Raw genomic sequence first — 16,573 nt, forward strand, 5'->3', positions numbered from 1 at the left:
TTCTCTCCTTGTTATTATATTGCGGCGCAGGTCAGTTGACCCAGCCACCGTCGATGACATTCACCGTGCCGGTGGTAAACGCGCTTTCATCCGACGCGAGATAGACCGCCAGTGCAGCCAGTTCCCCGACCCGGCCAAAGCGGCCCATCGCCTGTCGGGCAGTGAATTCGGCATAAGCCTTCTCAAAATCGCCGGTGTCGTGAAGGCGCTGGATAAGCGAGGGTGTTTCGACTGTTCCGGGGCAGATCGCATTGCAGCGAATGCCTTTGGTGACGTAGTCGATTGCGACCGACTTGGTCAGCCCGATCACTGCCGCTTTCGTGGCCCCATAGGCGAAGCGATTGTTCACCGCTTTGATGCTGGAGCAGACGGAAGACATGTTGATGATCGACCCGCCGCCAAGCGCGAGCATGTTAGGCAGAACCGCGCGGATCATGCGGTATTGGGCGGTGACATTGAGGCTGTATGAGAAGTCCCATGCGTCTTCCTCGCAGTCGAGGATCGTGCCGGCGTGGACGTAGCCAGCGCAATTGTAGAGTACGTTGATCTCGGGGAGGTCGGCTGCGATTGCCTTCACCGCGTCTGGGTCGGTGACGTCGAGTTGGCGGCATTCCGCGCCTTCCAGTCCATCGAGGGCGTCGGCGCGGACATCGGTTGCGATGACGCGCGCGCCCTCGCGCACGAAGGCTTCGGCGGTGGCGCGGCCGATGCCCTGTCCGGCAGCTGTGATCAGGGCAACCTTGCCTTCAAGACGCGACATGCAATTCTCTCCCAAGTGGTGTGGTACGGTATCTTCGCTAAACTTCAGCATAGACATGCCAGATGCGAATTCATATGATGTCGTATGTTTAAAGCAGGTGCAAGCGGAGACTGTTCCCTCGACAGACGATCTGCAATCGGCCTGATGGCGGCTCTTGCGGCCTGTCCGGCGGCGGCGGCGCGGGCGATGGCCACTGGCGTGGTGGAGGATATTCGCAATCACGGCGCGCGCGGCAATGGCTATGTTATCGACAGCGGCGCGATCAATGCCGCCATCGCGGCGGCGGCGAAGAGGGGCGGCGGCGTAGTCAGCGTTCCGCCGGGGCGGTATCTCAGTTTCTCGATCCGCTTGCTCGACAATGTCACGCTCGCGCTGTCCGAAGGGGCGGTGATCGAAGCGGCGGACCCCAGCGCATATGGGCAGAACTACGACCCGCCGGAAAACTATCTGGAGCAGCAGTTTCAGGATTTCGGCATTACCCATGTGCACAACAGCCTGATCTATGCCGATGGCGCGGCCAATATCGCCATCGTCGGGCGCGGCCTGATCTATGGCGCGGGGCTGGACCGTGCTGGCCCCGGCGACCACTGGTGGAAACGCGATAGCTGGCAATCGGCAAAGGCGCTGGGCATCAGCCCCAAAGAGCTGATGCTGCGTAACAAGCATGAGGCGGATCAGGTCGGGCGGGCCAACAAGACCATCGGCCTGATGAACTGCACCGGAGTGCAATTGCAGGATTTCACGATCCTGCAGGGCGGCCATTTCGGGATCATCGCCCACGGTTGCACCAATATGGCGATCGACGGCGTCGTGGTGGATACTGACCGCGACGGGATCGACATCGACTGCTGCCGCGATGTGCGCGTCACCAATTGCACGGTCAATGCACCGAAAGACGACGCCATCGTGCTGAAAAGCAGCTATGCACTGGGCCGCGCCGTTATTTGCGAGGATATCCAGATTCGCGGCTGCAAGACCAGCGGATATCAGATGGGATCGCTGCTCGACGGCACTTATCGCAAATCCGGCTATGGCTCGCCCGACGGGATAGGCGTTCTCGGGCGGATCAAGCTGGGCACGGAAACGACCGGTGGCTTCCGCAATATACAGATCAGCGATTGCATCTGTACCAATTCGCGCGGAATTCTGATGGGGATCGTCGATGGCGGCATCATGGAAGATGTGACTGTGTCCGGCGTCACTATCCGCGATCCGGTCAATCACCCGCTGTTCGTGCATCACGGCGCGCGGATGCGTGCGCCCAAAGGTTCCCCGGTACAGGGCATTCGCCGGGTCCGGTTCGAAGATTGCCAGATATCGGGCGCGGATGCGCGCTATCCATGCGGAGTAGAAGGCATCGCGGATTCGCCGGTCGAAGATGTGACTTTCGCCGGGATTACGATGAGCGCGCGTGGGGGCGGCACACCCGAAGATGCCGCGCGGGAACCCGAATACCGGCGCGAGACGAGCCTTGAAGTCAGCTATCTCAAGACATTGCCCGCGCAAGGTGTCTGGGCGCGCCACGCGCGGCGACTGATCGTGCAGGACTGTCGCTTTACGACCGAAAACACCGATGCGCGCCCGGCGGTTGCCTTGCGCCATGTCGAAGGCGCGATCATCAGGAACGTTCTTTCGTCCGCTGCGGGGAAAGAGGCGGTGTCGCGTAAGGACAGCCGCAACATTACCGTCGAACATATGGAAAGGCTGGCGTGATGGGCCCGCAGGATCTGGGATTTGGCGCCGCATCGATCGGTAACCTTTTCCGGCCCATGGCCGACGAAGATGCGCGCGCGGTGGTGCACCGCGCCTGGCAGGCGGGTATCCGCTATTACGACACAGCGCCGCATTATGGTTTCGGACTGAGTGAGAAGCGGCTGGGCGCTGCTTTGTCGGAACTGGACCCCGAAGGGACCGCGGTTCTTTCCACTAAAGTCGGGCGGCGGCTCGATCCGCGGCCGGATGCCGATCTGGCCTCTTTGCGACAGGCGTTCGTGTCGCCGGAGCCGTTCGAAAGCGTTTTCGACTATAGCTACGACGCGGTTATGCGATCGTATGAGGAAAGTCTGGCGCGGCTGCAACGCGCGCGGATCGATATCCTCTATGCTCACGATATCGGGGCGTTTGCTCACGGGGCCGATCACCCGCGCCTGTTCGCTGAATTCATGGAAGGCGGCTATCGGGCGATGCGCGAACTGCGCGACGCCGGGGATGTTTCCCAGATCGGCATCGGTGTGAACGAAATCGCTGTCTGCGAAGAGATGATCCACGCAGGCGATATCGATATTATCATGCTGGCCGGGCGGTACACTTTGCTGGAACAGGAACCGGCGGACAGCTTGCTGCCGCTATGCGCCAGCAAAGGGGTGAAGCTGGTCGTGGCCGGTCCGTATAATTCGGGCATTCTGGCCAAGGGGGTTCGCGGCGGGGGAACGCCGCCCAATTTCAATTATGAACCGGCGCCCCCGGCGATTGTGGAACGGGTAGGCCGGATAGAAGATATCTGCGAAGCGCACGGTATCCCGCTGATCGCGGCAGCGCTGCAATTTCCGCTGATGCACCCACAGGTTTCAACCGTGGTGCCGGGCATGGCGTCGGTTGGTCAGGTCGATGCGGCAATCGATCTGATGGCCATCGCGATCCCCGACGCGCTGTGGGCAGATCTCGCGGATCAGGGGTTGCTGTAAAGCAGACTTAGGCAGGCAGGCTGAACGCCGTCCGCTGCGGAGAAGGAGAGGCACAATCGTGAACATCAGTCGCAGGTCGGTTTTCACCAATGCTGTGGCGCTGGGGGCGGCGGGCTTTGTCCAGCCTGCGTTTGCGAAAGTGCGCGGGCGGGCCGAAGTCGAACAGTGGGGCCTCTACGAAATTGCGCTGAACGGTCCGGCAGGGGGCAACCCTTTCCGCGATACGCAGTTATCGACCGTTTTCGAAGGTGCCGGACGGACAATCGAAGTGCCGGGCTTCTACGATGGGGAGGGCGTGTATCGCGTGCGTTTCAGCCCACCTGAAACGGGCGTGTGGCGATGGAAGAGCCGCAGCAACGCACCGTCTCTGTCCGGGCTGACCGGCGAATGCATCGTCACTGCGCCGACGCCTGGCAATCACGGCCCGGTGGTGATCAGCGACGACGGGTTTCACTTCGTCCATGCCGATGGCACCCCTTTCCGCCAGATCGGCACGACCAGCTATTCGTGGGCGCTGCAATCGGCGGAAAAATGCCGGCAAACGCTAGCGACGCTGGCCGGGGCGCCGTTCAACAAGATGCGGATGCTGGTTTTTCCCAATGTCGCATCGGTGGCCACCGATCCGTTCGTGCGGACAGGAGCGGGGCCAAAAGACTGGGATGCGACCCGTTTCGATCCGGCCTATTTCCGGCGGTTCGAAGACAAGATCCGGCAGTTGGGCGATCTGGGCATTCAGGCCGATGTCATTCTTTACCAGCCTTACGATCCCGTGCGCGGGTATTCCGACATGTCGCGCAGCGATGACGAAGCCTATGTCCGCTATGTCGCCGCGCGTTTCGGGGCGTTCCGCAATGTCTGGTGGTCGATGGCGAACGAGTTCGACCTGATCGAATCGAAATCCGACGAGGATTGGGACCATCTGTTTCGCGTACTTGTCGATGCCGACCCGCACGACCGGTTGCGATCGATCCACAACATCCGCCGGTATTACGACCATCGAAAGCCGTGGATCACCCATGCCAGCATCCAGAATGGCGCAGCAGTGGACGATAGCATCCGCGCTGAACTTCACCGTGCGTTCGCGCTGAAACCGGTCATCTTCGACGAAGTGGTTTACGAAGGCGATATCGACAAGCGCTGGGGCAACCTGTCGGCTGAAAAAATGGTTGAACGGTTCTGGCATGGCCTGATCGGCGGCACTTATGTTGGCCACAGCGAAACATATGCGGCCAGTGGCAACCCCGATCATTCGTGGCTGGGGCAGGGCGGCACCTTGCAAGGGAAAAGCGCGCCGCGCCTCGCATTCCTGAAACGCATCATGGAGGAAGGGCCCGCCCCCGGCATCGACCCGGTCCAGCCGTGGTGGGGCTATCATGTCGCTGGCAGGGAGGGCGAATATTACCTCGTCTATTTCGGTGACACGCGCCCGGCGGAATGGACCGTCGCTGTGCCTGCGCGCGAAGACAGCGCCGCCGGTACATACAAGGCGGATATTATCGACACCTGGAACATGACCGTGACCGAAGTCGACGGCGTTATCGAACTGTCGCGCGGGAACGAGTATGAACTTCACGCGCCGATAATCGGCGCGATTGCCTTGCCGCAGCGGCCCTATCAGGCGATCAGGCTGCGTCGGATTGGCGGCAACGGCAATCCCTGATGCCGTGAAGGGGGCATCGGCGGAGATCGACCGTGCCCATTGGCGTGAAGTAATGGCCGTGGATGTGGCGTCGGTGTCCGGAGTGGGCAGGTGCGCTGCCGGGCATTATTCCCGGCCACGCGGCACCTTGCCCACTCGCTATACCTTCGGCCCAGTAATTAGGTCCTGAGCCTAGTCGGTCACAGTGAAGGTGACCGGCGTGCTGGCCTTTGCGCCAGATGAAGGGGCGATCCAGAGCTGGAATTCGCCCGGCTCCCACCCATGCGACATATCCGCGCGGGTGAAGGCCAGATCGGCGGGGCGAAGGGTGAAGCTGACGCTGCGGCTTTCGCCCGGCTTGAGCATGATTTTCTCGAAGCCCTTCAGTTCCTGCACCGGACGGGTGACCGAACCGACGAGGTCGCGAACATAGAGCTGTACCACTTCCTCGCCCGCTCGCTTGCCGGTGTTAGTGATCGTTGCGCTGGCGGTGATAGCGCCCTTGGGGCCCATCGAAGGCGCCGACAGCGTTACCGGTGAATAGGAGAAGCTGGTGTAGCTCAACCCGTAACCGAAACGGTACAGCGGGGTGTTGGGCGTGTTCAGGTAGCGGGATACATATTTCGCCCCCGGCTCTCCCAATTCGATCGGACGACCGGTGTTCTTCTGATCGTAGTAGAGCGGAACCTGCCCGACTGTGCGCGGGAAAGTGACCGGCAGTTTGCCCGATGGGTTGTAATCGCCGAACAGGACATCGGCGACTGCCTTGCCGGCCATCGTTCCGGGATACCACGCCTCCAGAATGGCTGCGACGTGCTGATCTGCCCAGCCGACTGTGTTCGGGCGCCCGCTCATCAGCAGCAGGATCACCGGCTTGCCGGTCGCGACAAGCTGTTCGAGCAGGGCCTGCTGATTGCCCGGCAGATCGAGCGAGGTGCGGCTGGCCGCTTCGCCGGTCATATCCCATCTCTCGCCCATGGCGGCGATAATCACGTCGGATTTGCTGGCCAGAGCCAGTGCTTCGGCAAAACCATCGGTCTTGCCTGCGTCCGCGAAGTCGTAGCTGGCGCCTTTGGCATATGCCACCGTGGTGCCCTTGGGTGCGCGTTCCTTAAGGCCCTGAAGCACAGTAATCGGCCGGGTCTGGCGGTCACCCGCGGCGGACCAGCTGCCGATCATATCGGTCTTGCTGTCGCCCAGTGGCCCGATCAGCGCGATCGATTTGGCCGACGCCGCCAGTGGCAGTGCATTGTTTTCATTCTTCAGCAGAACCATCGATTTGCGCGCGACATCGCGCGCAGCCTCCAGAAATTCCGGCTTGTAAAGCGTCGCCTTCTCGCGTGCTTCGTTGGAATAGCGATAGGGGTCGTCGAACAGGCCGAGGCGGTATTTCATTTCCAGCACCCGGCGCACAGCGCGGTCGACAGTCGCCTGACTGACGCGGCCTTCTTCCACCGATTTGGCAAGGTTTTCCATGAACACGGCACCTTGCATGTCCATATCGACCCCGGCGTTGATCGCCTGTTCGCCTGCCTGCGCGAGATCCTTCGAATAGCCGTGCGGGACCATCTCGTTGATCGAGGTGTAGTCGGTCACCACGAACCCGTCGAAGCCCCATTTGTCGCGCAGCACGTCGGTCAGCAGATATTTGCTGCCGCTGGCCGGGATGCCATCGTATTCGTTGAACGATGTCATAATCGTCGCGACACCGGCATCCACCGTTGCCTTGAACGGCGGGAGGTAGACATCGCGCAGCGTGCGTTCGGAAATGTCGACGGTATTGTAATCGCGCCCCGCCTGCGCCGCGCCATAGGCGGCGTAATGCTTGGTCGTTGCCAGCACCGTATCGGTCGCGGCAAGATCCTTGCCCTGATAGCCGTGGACGCGTGCCACGGCGACTTTGCTGCCGAGGTAGACGTCCTCGCCCGCCCCTTCCGAAATGCGGCCCCAGCGCGGATCGCGCGAAACATCGACCATTGGCGAGAAGGTCCAGTGAATGCCCTCCGCCGAAGCTTCCTCGGCAGAGACGCGCGCCGATTTTTCCACTGCCGCCATATCCCAGCTGGCCGCTTCGCCCAGCGAGATCGGGAAAATCGTGCGGTGCCCGTGGATCACGTCATACCCGAACAGCAGGGGAATTTTCAGGCGTGTGCCCTCGATAGCGGCCTGCTGCAGTTCGCGGGTATATTTGGCGGTGTAGGCATTGAAGATCGCGCCGACCCGACCGGCGGCGATATCCTGCTTGTAGCTGTCGCGCATCGTCGGGCCGGTCGATTCCCAGTCGCTGGTGAGCAGCGTGAGCTGTCCGATTTTTTCCTGCAGCGTCATCTGCCCGATCAGGTTGTCGATGAACGCGTTCATCTTCGGATCGTTGTGCGCCCAGGCAGGTGTGGCCTTTTCGACCGGAACGGTGGTCTCCGCAGCGACGGCAGCCGCATTTTCACTGGCCTTGACTGGTTGCGGCGTATCGGCCCGCGCACTGGCACAGCTTGCCATTGTCAGTGAAATTGCACTTGCCATCAATGTCTTGCCGAAACGGCTCATTCGTCCCTCCCATATCGGCCCCGGCAGAAAAGCGGCGGCCATCGATTTCCCGGATGTTCGGATTCGCTCTTGTCGAGCATGGCTATACAGACAATATGAAACCGGTTACAAGCCACATGCCAAATTTGATTCGGGCAGGCAATTTCGATTCGAACAGCCGGGGAAGAAGTCGGCGTTCATTAGCGGTCGCGGCAATGCGCCGGGCCATCAGGGGAGGAGTTTGATGAAGGTGTCTCACCTAAACGCGCGTTCGTTTACCGTCCGTAAGCTTGCCACCGCGCTTGCGCTTGGCGCTGCCGGGGGCGCTATGGCTGTCGGTCTGGCAGTTCCGGCCCACGCACAGCAGGTGAATGCTTCGTTGCGCGGCCATGTGTCGGGCGCAACGCAAGTCACGGTCATCGAAACCAACACCGGTTTCCGCCGCACCGTGACAGTGGATGGAGCGGGCAATTATAACTTCGCCTCGCTGCCCGCAGGGACCTACTATCTCGAATTCACCACCGAGAACGGTGTGCGCCGGACGGACAATTTTGTGCTGTCGGTGGCGCAGGACGCTGTCCTCGATCTGGACGATCTCGCTACTGCCGAAACGCAGCCTGTGGCCGAGGGGCAGGATGATAACGCCATCATCGTGACCGGTTCGCGCATCCGCACGCTGGAAGGCGGCGCAGTGGGCGCAAACATCACCCCGCGTGAAATCGAGCAGTTGCCCCAGAACAACCGCAACTTCCTGGCTTTTGCAGACCTTGCCCCGGGTGTGGAAGTGGCCAACCCCAATGGCCAGTCGCGCATTCAGGGCGGTGCCCAGAACAGCCGCTCGGTCAACGTGTTTATCGATGGCGTCGGTCAGAAAGACTATGTCCTCAAGAACGGCATCACCGGTCAGGATTCGTCCGAAGGCAACCCGTTCCCGCAGCTCGCCATTGGCGAATACCGGGTCATCAGCTCCAACTACAAGGCTGAGTTCGATCAGGTCAGCTCGGTGGCGATCACCGCGGCGACGAAATCGGGTACTAACGAGTTCCACGGCGAAGCGTTTATCGATTACACCGATCAAAGCCTGCGCGATTCGACTCCGACTGAGCTGAAGTCGGGCGCAAAAGCTCCCTCTACGGACTATCAGTTCGGCGGCGCCATTGGTGGCCCGATCATAAAAGATGTCGCGCACTTTTTCTTCACTTACGAAGGGAAGCGTCGCGAATTGCCGCGCGAAATTTATCCGGGCGGTGACTTCGATGTGTCGTTCTTCCCGGCGGAATACCAGAGCGAATTCGGGCCGACGAACGCGACCTTCAACGAAGATCTCTATTTCGGTAAGATCGACGTATCGCCAACGTCGCGCGACCTGATCGAAGTGTCGGGCAAATACCGCAAGGAAAGTGGTGAGTTCCTGAGCAATGGCAGCAATGCACGTTCAACCATCAGTTCGCAGGATGTGCAGGAGAAGCGCGGCCTGCTTCGGTGGGAGCATACGGCGGACAGCTTCATCAACGATCTGAAGCTGACATATGAAGATGTGAAATGGGCGCCGACTCCGCTCGTTTTCGACAACGCCTATCGTTTCGACTATGCCGGGCCCAACCCATCCGATCCTTTGAATACAACTTGGCGATCTGACAACATTCTGCGGATTGGCGGCGGTTCGAATTACCAGGACAAAGGCCAGGAAGGCTTCGGCATTCAGAACGATTTCACATGGGTCGGGCTGGAAAATCACACCATCAAAATGGGTGTGAAAGCGAAATGGGTGAAATTGCACACCATGACGCGCAACGGATTCAATCCGTTGTATTTCTATAACGTGGCGTACAACCCCAATGGCGGAACTTTCAATGATACGATCCCGTATCGGGTCCAGTTCGGCTATGACTCCGGCACCGGAAGTCCGGCGGTTGAATCGAAGAACTTCCAGCTGGGCCTGTATATTCAGGACGATTGGGACGTTACCGACCGTTTGACGCTCAATCTCGGTGTGCGGTGGGACTATGAAGAGACGCCCGCCTATCTCGACTTCGTCACCCCCGCCGATGCGGTGGCGGCGGTATCGCCCGAAAATTATCCGAACCTTGTCGGCGCCGATTACAATATCAACGATTTTATCTCGAACGGTAAAAACCGGCACCCGTTCAAGGGTGCGTTCCAGCCGCGCATCGGGTTCTCCTATGCAATCGACGACGCGCACCGTTTCGTGCTGTTCGGTGGCTATGGCCGGTCGTACGATCGCAATCAGTTCGAGTTCCTCCAGCAGGAAATCAGCGTCGGTTCGTACACCACGCGCACGTTCAACTTCCAGACGGGCGATCCGAACAACACCTGTGCTGCCAGCCCGACTTGTGTGCCGTTCGATCCGATCTACCTGACTGAAGAAGGCCGCGCACAATTGATAGCCAACGCCGGTGCGGGCGGCGGGCGCGAACTGCGCTTCATCAACAATGATTTGAAGGTGCCGTATTCGGACCAGTTCAGCCTGGGGCTGCGCGGCCAGTTGGCGCCGCTGTTCACCGCAGAGGTCGGCTATACCCACATCTCCAGCCGCGATGGCTTCGCCTATCTGCTTGGCAATCGCCGTGAGGACGGCAGCTTCTTCCCTCCGGCACCTGCTAAGCCTGCCACTCCCTGGGGATACGCCCCCCCAGGATACGGGAACATTATTATCGGTACCAACGGTCTCGCCACCAATGCCGACAGTGGGTACCTGAAGCTGGTCAAGAACTACACGCAGGCTTCGCCTTGGAGCTTCAGTGGAACCTACACCTACACACTGGCTGAGGAGAACCGGAACTTCGGAGAAACCTTCGCGCTCGATTATCCGTCGCTCGCCGATTATCCGTGGACCCGTTCAAGCGGGGTTCGCAAGCACCGTCTGGTGCTGGCCGGATCGGTCGATTTGCCGATCGGCGCGGCGCTGTCGGGTAAGTTCGTGATTGCTTCGCCGCCATACGTTAAGAGCTTCGTCGACACTGGCGGCGCCAATCCGTCGCGTGATGTCGTTTCGAACGAAGCGCACGGCAATGGCGATCGCTGGGGCTTCCGCCAGATGGATGTCGCGGTGACGAAGTACATTGCGTTCCCCTTCATCAACGATCAGTCGCGGTTGCGCTTGCGGATGGATATCATCAACCTGTTCAACGATCGCAACTACACCAACTATTTCACCAATCCGAATGATCCGCGTTACCTGCAGATCAACGGAGTCGGCACGGGAAGTAACCCCCCGCGTACGTTCAAATTCTCGGTCGGTTTCGAATTCTAGGACTGGTGAAAGGGCGCGCGGTCGATCCCTCTGACCGCGCGCCTGATTTTTATTGTCGTGAAAGAGATTAAGGTGACAACGCCATGAAGCCTGCCGCCTTCGCTACGCTTGCCTGTGCCATCTTGCTGGCCTCGTGCGCTACCATTCCCGCCCCCTCGCCTGCTCCGGTTGAACCGGCGCAGGCATCGCCACAGGCGGTGGAGGCATTTTCGGAAGAGCTGACGCAGCGCACTTTCCGCTATTTCTGGGATACCACGGATACCGAACGCTGCCTCGCGCCCGATCGGTGGCCGAGCCGCACGTTTTCGTCGATTGCTGCGACGGGATTTGCGCTGACCGCTTATGGGATCGGCGCCGAGCGCGGATATGTCACGCGTGAGCAGGCGGCCGAGCGTACGCGCGACTGTCTGGCGTTTTACTGGAATGCCCCGCAAGGGCCGGAGGCTTCGGGCAAGACAGGCTACAAAGGCTTCTTCTACCACTTCCTGCGCTATGACGATGGCACACGGTACAAGACCAACGAACTGTCGACTGTCGATACGACGCTGTTTCTGGGCGGTGCGCTGTTCGCGCAAAGCTATTACGACCGCGACAACCCGGTAGAGGCGGAAATTCGCGATCTGGCGGAAAAGATCTATCGCCGGGTCGAATGGGACTGGGCGCAGCGCAACACCACCGGCACGCAGGCGATCAACCTGCCCGATTCCCACGGCATCACGATGGGGTGGAAGCCCGAGGATGGCTGGGAGCGGGCCGACTGGATCGGCTACAATGAAGGTATGCTGGTCTATGTTCTGGCACTCGGTTCCCCGACACACCCGGTCGGCAGGGATGCGTGGGATCAGGGCTGGGCGAAGAAGCTAAATGACGACTGGGGCACGTTCTACGGATACGAACACCTCCAGTTCGAACCGATGTTCGGCCACCAATACAGCCACGTGTGGGTCGATTTTCGCGGCATTCAGGACGACTTTATGCGCGGGAAAGGCAGCGACTATTTCCGCAACAGCCGCCTCGCCACGTTGAGCCAGCGGGCATATGGCGCGGATAATCCCAACGACTGGAAGGATTACAGCGGCGATATCTGGGGCTGGACCGCGTCGGATGGCCCGAAATACTCGCGCGGCGAATATTCGGTGAATGGTAAGCCGCGCGATTTCCTGACCTATTCGGCGCGCGGCGTCAGCGCGATCCGGGTGATCGACGATGGCACAATCGTTCCGACAGCGGCAGGCGGGTCAGTCGCCTTTGCCCCTGAAGTCGCCATTCCGGCGCTGATGGCGATGAAGGACAAGTACGGGGATCGGCTGTACACCCGCTATGGGTTCAAGGACGCGATCAATCCCAGCTTCACCTTCGTCGAAGCTGGTTCCACCACCGGGCAGACCGATCCGAAACTGGGCTGGGTAGCCAACGATTATCTCGGTATCGATCAGGGTCCGATCCTGGCGATGATGGAAAACCATCGCAGTGGTCTGGTCTGGAAAACCATGCGGAAAAATCCGCATATCCGTCGCGGTCTGGAGCGGTTGGGGTTCAAGGGCGGCTGGTTGGACAAGCCGGCGGATTGAGCCTGTCTGGCTGTGGCAGAGCTGCTGGCCGGGCCAGTGCCCTGTCAGTCGCTCTGCCGCCGATCCTGAGATCGGCGACGACCGGATAGTGATCGGACGGCAGACGCCCTGCCCAGTGCTGTGTAATCACTGCATAACGCAGCACCCGGACAGTAGGCGACACGAGGATATGGTCGATCGCTTCGGCGTCGCCTGCATCGATATGGAAACCGGTGAATGTCCCCGGCGGCCCGTATGGAGCGCTTTCGCTAGCATTGCGTGAATCGCGCAAACGCACCGTGTTCGCGCCTGTCAGGATAGCCATCGGCGCGCTGGATAGTCCGGCGTTGAAATCGCCCATCACCAGTGTTGGCATATTGGCGTATCCGACCTGCGCGACCCAGTCCGCGATCATATGGGCGCTACGGTCGCGGGCAATGGTGCCGACATGGTCGAAGTGCGTGTTGAGCACGCGGATGCGCTGTCCGCTCCGCCGGTCGCGCAGCACGGCCCATGTCGCGACGCGGGGATAGGCCGCGTCCCACCCTTTACCGGGCGCTGTGGGTGTGGGGGAGAGCCAGAACGAGCCCGTATCGATGGCCTCAAACCGGTCGCGCCGCCAGCCGAGCGGAGAGAACTCCCCGGCATCCACTCCATCGTCGCGGCCCACGCCGATCAATGTGTAGTCTGGCAGAGCGGTTTGCAGGCCGTGTTTCTGATGCAGCAGGACCTCCTGCATTCCGATAATGTCGGGGGCCTCACGCCGGATCACCGCCGCCACCATGTCCGAACGGTGAGGCCAGGCATTGGCCCCGTCCGATGCAAGGTCCAGACGGATGTTATAGGTCATCGCCCGGATTTCGCCGGGCGCACCAGTGTCGCCGTGCGGTGTGGTGACGCAAGCCGCCAGCAATGTGGCGAAAGCAAGCGTGAGGACACCGCGCAGCACGCCCGCAGCCCCTTATTTGACAGGGACGTTCAGGCGGTGTGACAGCAACCACAGATAGAGCGCGGGGTCGGCATAGGCAGGATCCCATGCATTGTGACCCAGATCCGGGTAAATCGTCAGTCGCGAGATGCGCCCGCCGCAAGCGCGGATCGCGCGCGACATGGCAAAGCTGCCTTCCGGCGACACCACATCGTCGCGATCCCCGTGGAATGCCCAGACGGGCAGGTTCCGCAGCGCGCAGGCGGTGGTCGTATCGCCGCGCCCGGCAACCGGAGCAATCGCCGCGAAGCGGTTCGGCTCTGCCGCGGCCCAGCGCCAGGTGGCGTGTCCGCCCCGGCTCAAACCGGTCAGATAAATGCGGCTGCGATCGATCGGCAGAGTGGCAACGATGCGATCCACGATATGGTCGAGCTTGGCGATATCCCAATCCTGTTCCGCAGGCAGCAGAGGCGAGACGAGGATGAATGGGAAATTGGGGTCGGCATCGGCCACTTTGGGTGGGCCGTGGACTTTGACCCGCGCGATATCGTCTCCGCGCTCCCCCGATCCGTGCAGGAAGATTAACAGTGGGAATGTCTGGCCGGTGTCCTTCGCCGCTGCGGGTGTGGCCCCGGCGGGGAGGAATAACTGATACGGATACCCATCCGCCTCGATCGCCGGTTGCGGATGCTGGCCGACCGCCAGCGGCTCGGCAGCACGCGATTGCGGAGTGACACATGCCGACAGCAGGACGGCTGAGACGCAGGCGAGCAGTATTTTGGGGATGGCGATGTTCATTACAAATCCTCTCCTGAACGGCCAATGTAATCGGTTACATAAATCGACACAAGCCGTTGTATCCGGCACTTCGCATTCGCATCGGGCTAACCCGATGCGCCTGTGGTGGACGCACGAACGGCGAGTGTGGGGGAAATGGTTATCCCGGCATCCGCGCCCAGCGCTTCCCCGCTCAGCAGACGCAACAGCATCATTGCGGCGGACGATCCCAGGCGGGTGATATCCGAATGCACGGTTGTCAGCTGGGGCGATATGTAACGCGCCAGTGGAATATCGTCGAACCCGGCCACCAGTACATCGTGCCCAACGCGCACTCCCGCGCGAGTCAACTCAGCCATCAGGTCGACCGCCATCATGTCGTTCGCGGCGAACACCGCGTCGAATTCAAAGTCGCGATTGAGCAACAATTGCGCGGCATTGCGCCCGGCATCTTCGCGGAAGTTGCCGGGCAAAATGATCGGATGGGTATCGCCCAGTCGCTCGCGCAGGATGTCGCGATATCCCTGCATCCGCTCGCTCGCGTCGCGGTTGCTGGCAGGGCCGGAAATATGCACGATCTTGCGCGCGCCCCGATCGATCAGGTGTTCGGTAACCATCCGCGCCCCGGAATAGTTATCGACCGATACGAACGGGATATCGCCGTTTTGTGGCTGAGCGTTGAGCAGAACGGTGGGGATTTGCCAGGTGGCTGCATCCCCCAGCGATTCCGCCCGCGAATTGGGCGGCATCACCAGCAAACCGTCGACCCGGCCGCGCATCGATTTGATAGCCAGCACGGTTTCTTCCGTGCTGCCATGCATGTTGCCCAGCAGCAGGTGCTTGCCCGCGCCATGCACTGCCATATCGATGCCGCGGATCATCTCGGAAAAGAACTCTCCGAACAGATCGGGCAGGATCACACCGATGGCATCGGTCTTGCGCCGCGTCAGGCTGCGGGCACCGCTGTGCGGGACATAGTTGAGCTCTGCCGCGGCGGCTTCGATCTTGGCGCGTGTTTCGGCGGTCACGATCGACAGACCGTTAAGCGCCCGCGATGCCGTCGCTACCGATACTCCGGCGGCTTTCGCCACCTCTCTGATTGTTACCATGCCCCAGCCATTTCCGACTTGTAACTGAAATGGGTGTCAAATCCACCCATGCTGCGAATGAAGATCATGCTGTGGCCTTGCCCTGTATCGTCCCCAAAAGAACGCATGCGATGGCGCACAGACCGGCCAGTATCATGAACAGCGTCCCGAACCCGAACAATGGCACCAGCGCCAGCGTCAGCCAGGGCATAATGAGCGAAGGTACAGTGTTGGTGAGGTTGAAGAGGCCGAGGTCCCGGCCCCGCGTCTGCGGTCGCGGCAGGATGCGGAGCGTTTGCCCGGAATGAAGCGCAAGAAACACCCCTGCCGACAGTCCGAAAATGACATATCCGATCGCTCCGCCTGTCGGTGTGGTCGACAGCGCAATGGTCAGCATTCCGCAAGCGGCAATGCCCGAAAGAATAACCAGCGGCATGAACGGTTTCCCTGCACGATCCGACCACTGACCGACCGCCATCGCCAGCGGGACAGCAGCGAACAGCACGACAGTGAACAGGCGGGCAGTGAAGCTCTCGGTCAGCGTGTGGTCCAGCGAAATAAACCACATAAGCAGGAAGGCGAACATGGTTGCTTCACCGATCTGTATCAACAAACGAGACAGCCACATCCGGCGCACGGCGTGTCCGGTGATCAGGGGAGGCAAAGTGCCCGATGCCGTATCGGCAGCAACAGGGGTAACCAATGCCGGGATTGCGACCGGTCGGCCAAAGGCAAGCAGTGGAACGATCAATAGCGCGGTTATGGCAGCAATCAGCGTTGCGCGCATTCCCGCATCGGCAAAACCGGGGATTGTCACCAGCGCTCCGACCAGCGCGCCAACGGCGGGTGAGAGCGCCAGCATTCCGCCCAACATCCCCTTCTGTTCGTCCGGGATATGATCCCCTGCCATCGCCATCAGCGGGTTGAGCATCATGTTCAGTCCAATCTGCCATACGACGATCATCGCCAGCAACGTCGGCACATTTTCGGCAAAGCGCATCGAAAGTAGCAGCACGCTCGACAAAATCAGGCCACCGACAATCCATCCCTGGCGCGAACCGGTCAGGTCGCTCAGCCAGCCTACGACGATATTCGATATGCTGGCCGCTACTGCACCGGTAAAAGCGCAATAGGACAGGACGCGAACCCCTTCTGCCCCCCACTGTGCGTTGACTTGCAGAGGCAGTAGGATCGAAAGAAACGGTGCATAGGAAGTCGCACCGCCGGCAGCGGCCAGAGCATAGAGCACGAGGAATCGCGTCGATTGTGCGCCACGGCCGCGAGGGGGCCGATCGTCGTGAAGGCCGTTCACAGATGCGCCGCTTTCGCAGTTAGCACACCGGGTCGGTG

At 60.7% G+C, this 16,573-nt stretch carries 11 protein-coding genes; 5 read left to right on the forward strand and 6 right to left on the reverse strand.

Features of this window, described 5'->3' with window-relative positions:
• Positions 1-31: 31 nt before the first annotated feature.
• Positions 32-760, reverse strand: coding sequence for an SDR family oxidoreductase (locus CV013_RS08610; protein WP_102154856.1), 729 nt, complete (start codon positions 758-760; stop codon positions 32-34).
• A 144-nt stretch (positions 761-904) separates the two neighbouring features.
• Here CV013_RS08610 and CV013_RS08615 point away from each other — a divergent pair, with 144 nt between their 5' ends.
• Genes CV013_RS08615 through CV013_RS08625 form a run of 3 tightly spaced genes read left to right on the forward strand, consistent with a single transcriptional unit; the run spans position 905 to position 5,104 of the window.
• Complete coding sequence (locus CV013_RS08615) at positions 905-2,473, forward strand: rhamnogalacturonidase (protein ID WP_157935748.1); 1,569 nt, start codon at positions 905-907, stop codon at positions 2,471-2,473.
• A complete protein-coding gene (locus CV013_RS08620; protein WP_102154858.1) occupies positions 2,473-3,444 on the forward strand; it encodes an aldo/keto reductase in 972 nt (323 codons plus the stop codon). Before CV013_RS08615 ends, CV013_RS08620 begins: the two co-directional genes overlap by 1 nt.
• Positions 3,445-3,502: 58 nt before the next feature.
• Positions 3,503-5,104 (forward strand): DUF5060 domain-containing protein, encoded by a 1,602-nt coding sequence (locus tag CV013_RS08625; RefSeq protein ID WP_102154859.1) that lies wholly within the window; start codon positions 3,503-3,505, stop codon positions 5,102-5,104.
• A 171-nt stretch (positions 5,105-5,275) separates the two neighbouring features.
• Here CV013_RS08625 and bglX read toward each other — a convergent pair whose 3' ends face one another.
• Positions 5,276-7,627 carry a beta-glucosidase BglX gene (bglX, locus tag CV013_RS08630; RefSeq protein ID WP_102155164.1) on the reverse strand — a complete coding sequence of 784 codons (2,352 nt, stop codon included), beginning with the start codon at positions 7,625-7,627 and terminating at the stop codon, positions 5,276-5,278.
• Positions 7,628-7,850: 223 nt separating this feature from the next.
• Here bglX and CV013_RS08635 point away from each other — a divergent pair, with 223 nt between their 5' ends.
• Together CV013_RS08635 and CV013_RS08640 are read left to right on the forward strand one after the other, a co-directional pair.
• Positions 7,851-10,880 carry a TonB-dependent receptor gene (locus tag CV013_RS08635; RefSeq protein WP_102154860.1) on the forward strand — a complete coding sequence of 1,010 codons (3,030 nt, stop codon included), beginning with the start codon at positions 7,851-7,853 and terminating at the stop codon, positions 10,878-10,880.
• An 83-nt stretch (positions 10,881-10,963) separates the two neighbouring features.
• A complete protein-coding gene (locus CV013_RS08640) occupies positions 10,964-12,451 on the forward strand; it encodes a glucoamylase family protein (RefSeq protein WP_102154861.1) in 1,488 nt (495 codons plus the stop codon).
• Here the strand turns inward: CV013_RS08640 and CV013_RS08645 are convergent.
• The 4 genes from CV013_RS08645 to CV013_RS08660 form a co-directional block, all read right to left on the reverse strand.
• Positions 12,417-13,379 carry an endonuclease/exonuclease/phosphatase family protein gene (locus CV013_RS08645; RefSeq protein ID WP_102154862.1) on the reverse strand — a complete coding sequence of 321 codons (963 nt, stop codon included), beginning with the start codon at positions 13,377-13,379 and terminating at the stop codon, positions 12,417-12,419. The genes CV013_RS08640 and CV013_RS08645 overlap by 35 nt on opposite strands.
• Before the next feature lie 12 nt (positions 13,380-13,391).
• Entirely contained in the window at positions 13,392-14,156 is a 765-nt protein-coding gene (locus tag CV013_RS08650) for a carboxylesterase family protein (RefSeq protein WP_102154863.1), read from the reverse strand.
• Positions 14,157-14,242: 86 nt separating this feature from the next.
• Positions 14,243-15,244, reverse strand: a complete 1,002-nt coding sequence (locus CV013_RS08655; protein ID WP_102154864.1) for a LacI family DNA-binding transcriptional regulator — start codon at positions 15,242-15,244, stop codon at positions 14,243-14,245.
• 64 nt (positions 15,245-15,308) lie between these two features.
• On the reverse strand, positions 15,309-16,535 hold the full coding sequence (locus CV013_RS08660; protein ID WP_102154865.1) for an MFS transporter: 1,227 nt from the start codon (positions 16,533-16,535) through the stop codon (positions 15,309-15,311).
• Between the last annotated feature and the right edge of the window lie 38 nt (positions 16,536-16,573).

The sequence above is a fragment of the Tsuneonella flava genome, assembly GCF_002870965.1.
Lineage (GTDB): Bacteria > Pseudomonadota > Alphaproteobacteria > Sphingomonadales > Sphingomonadaceae > Tsuneonella > Tsuneonella flava.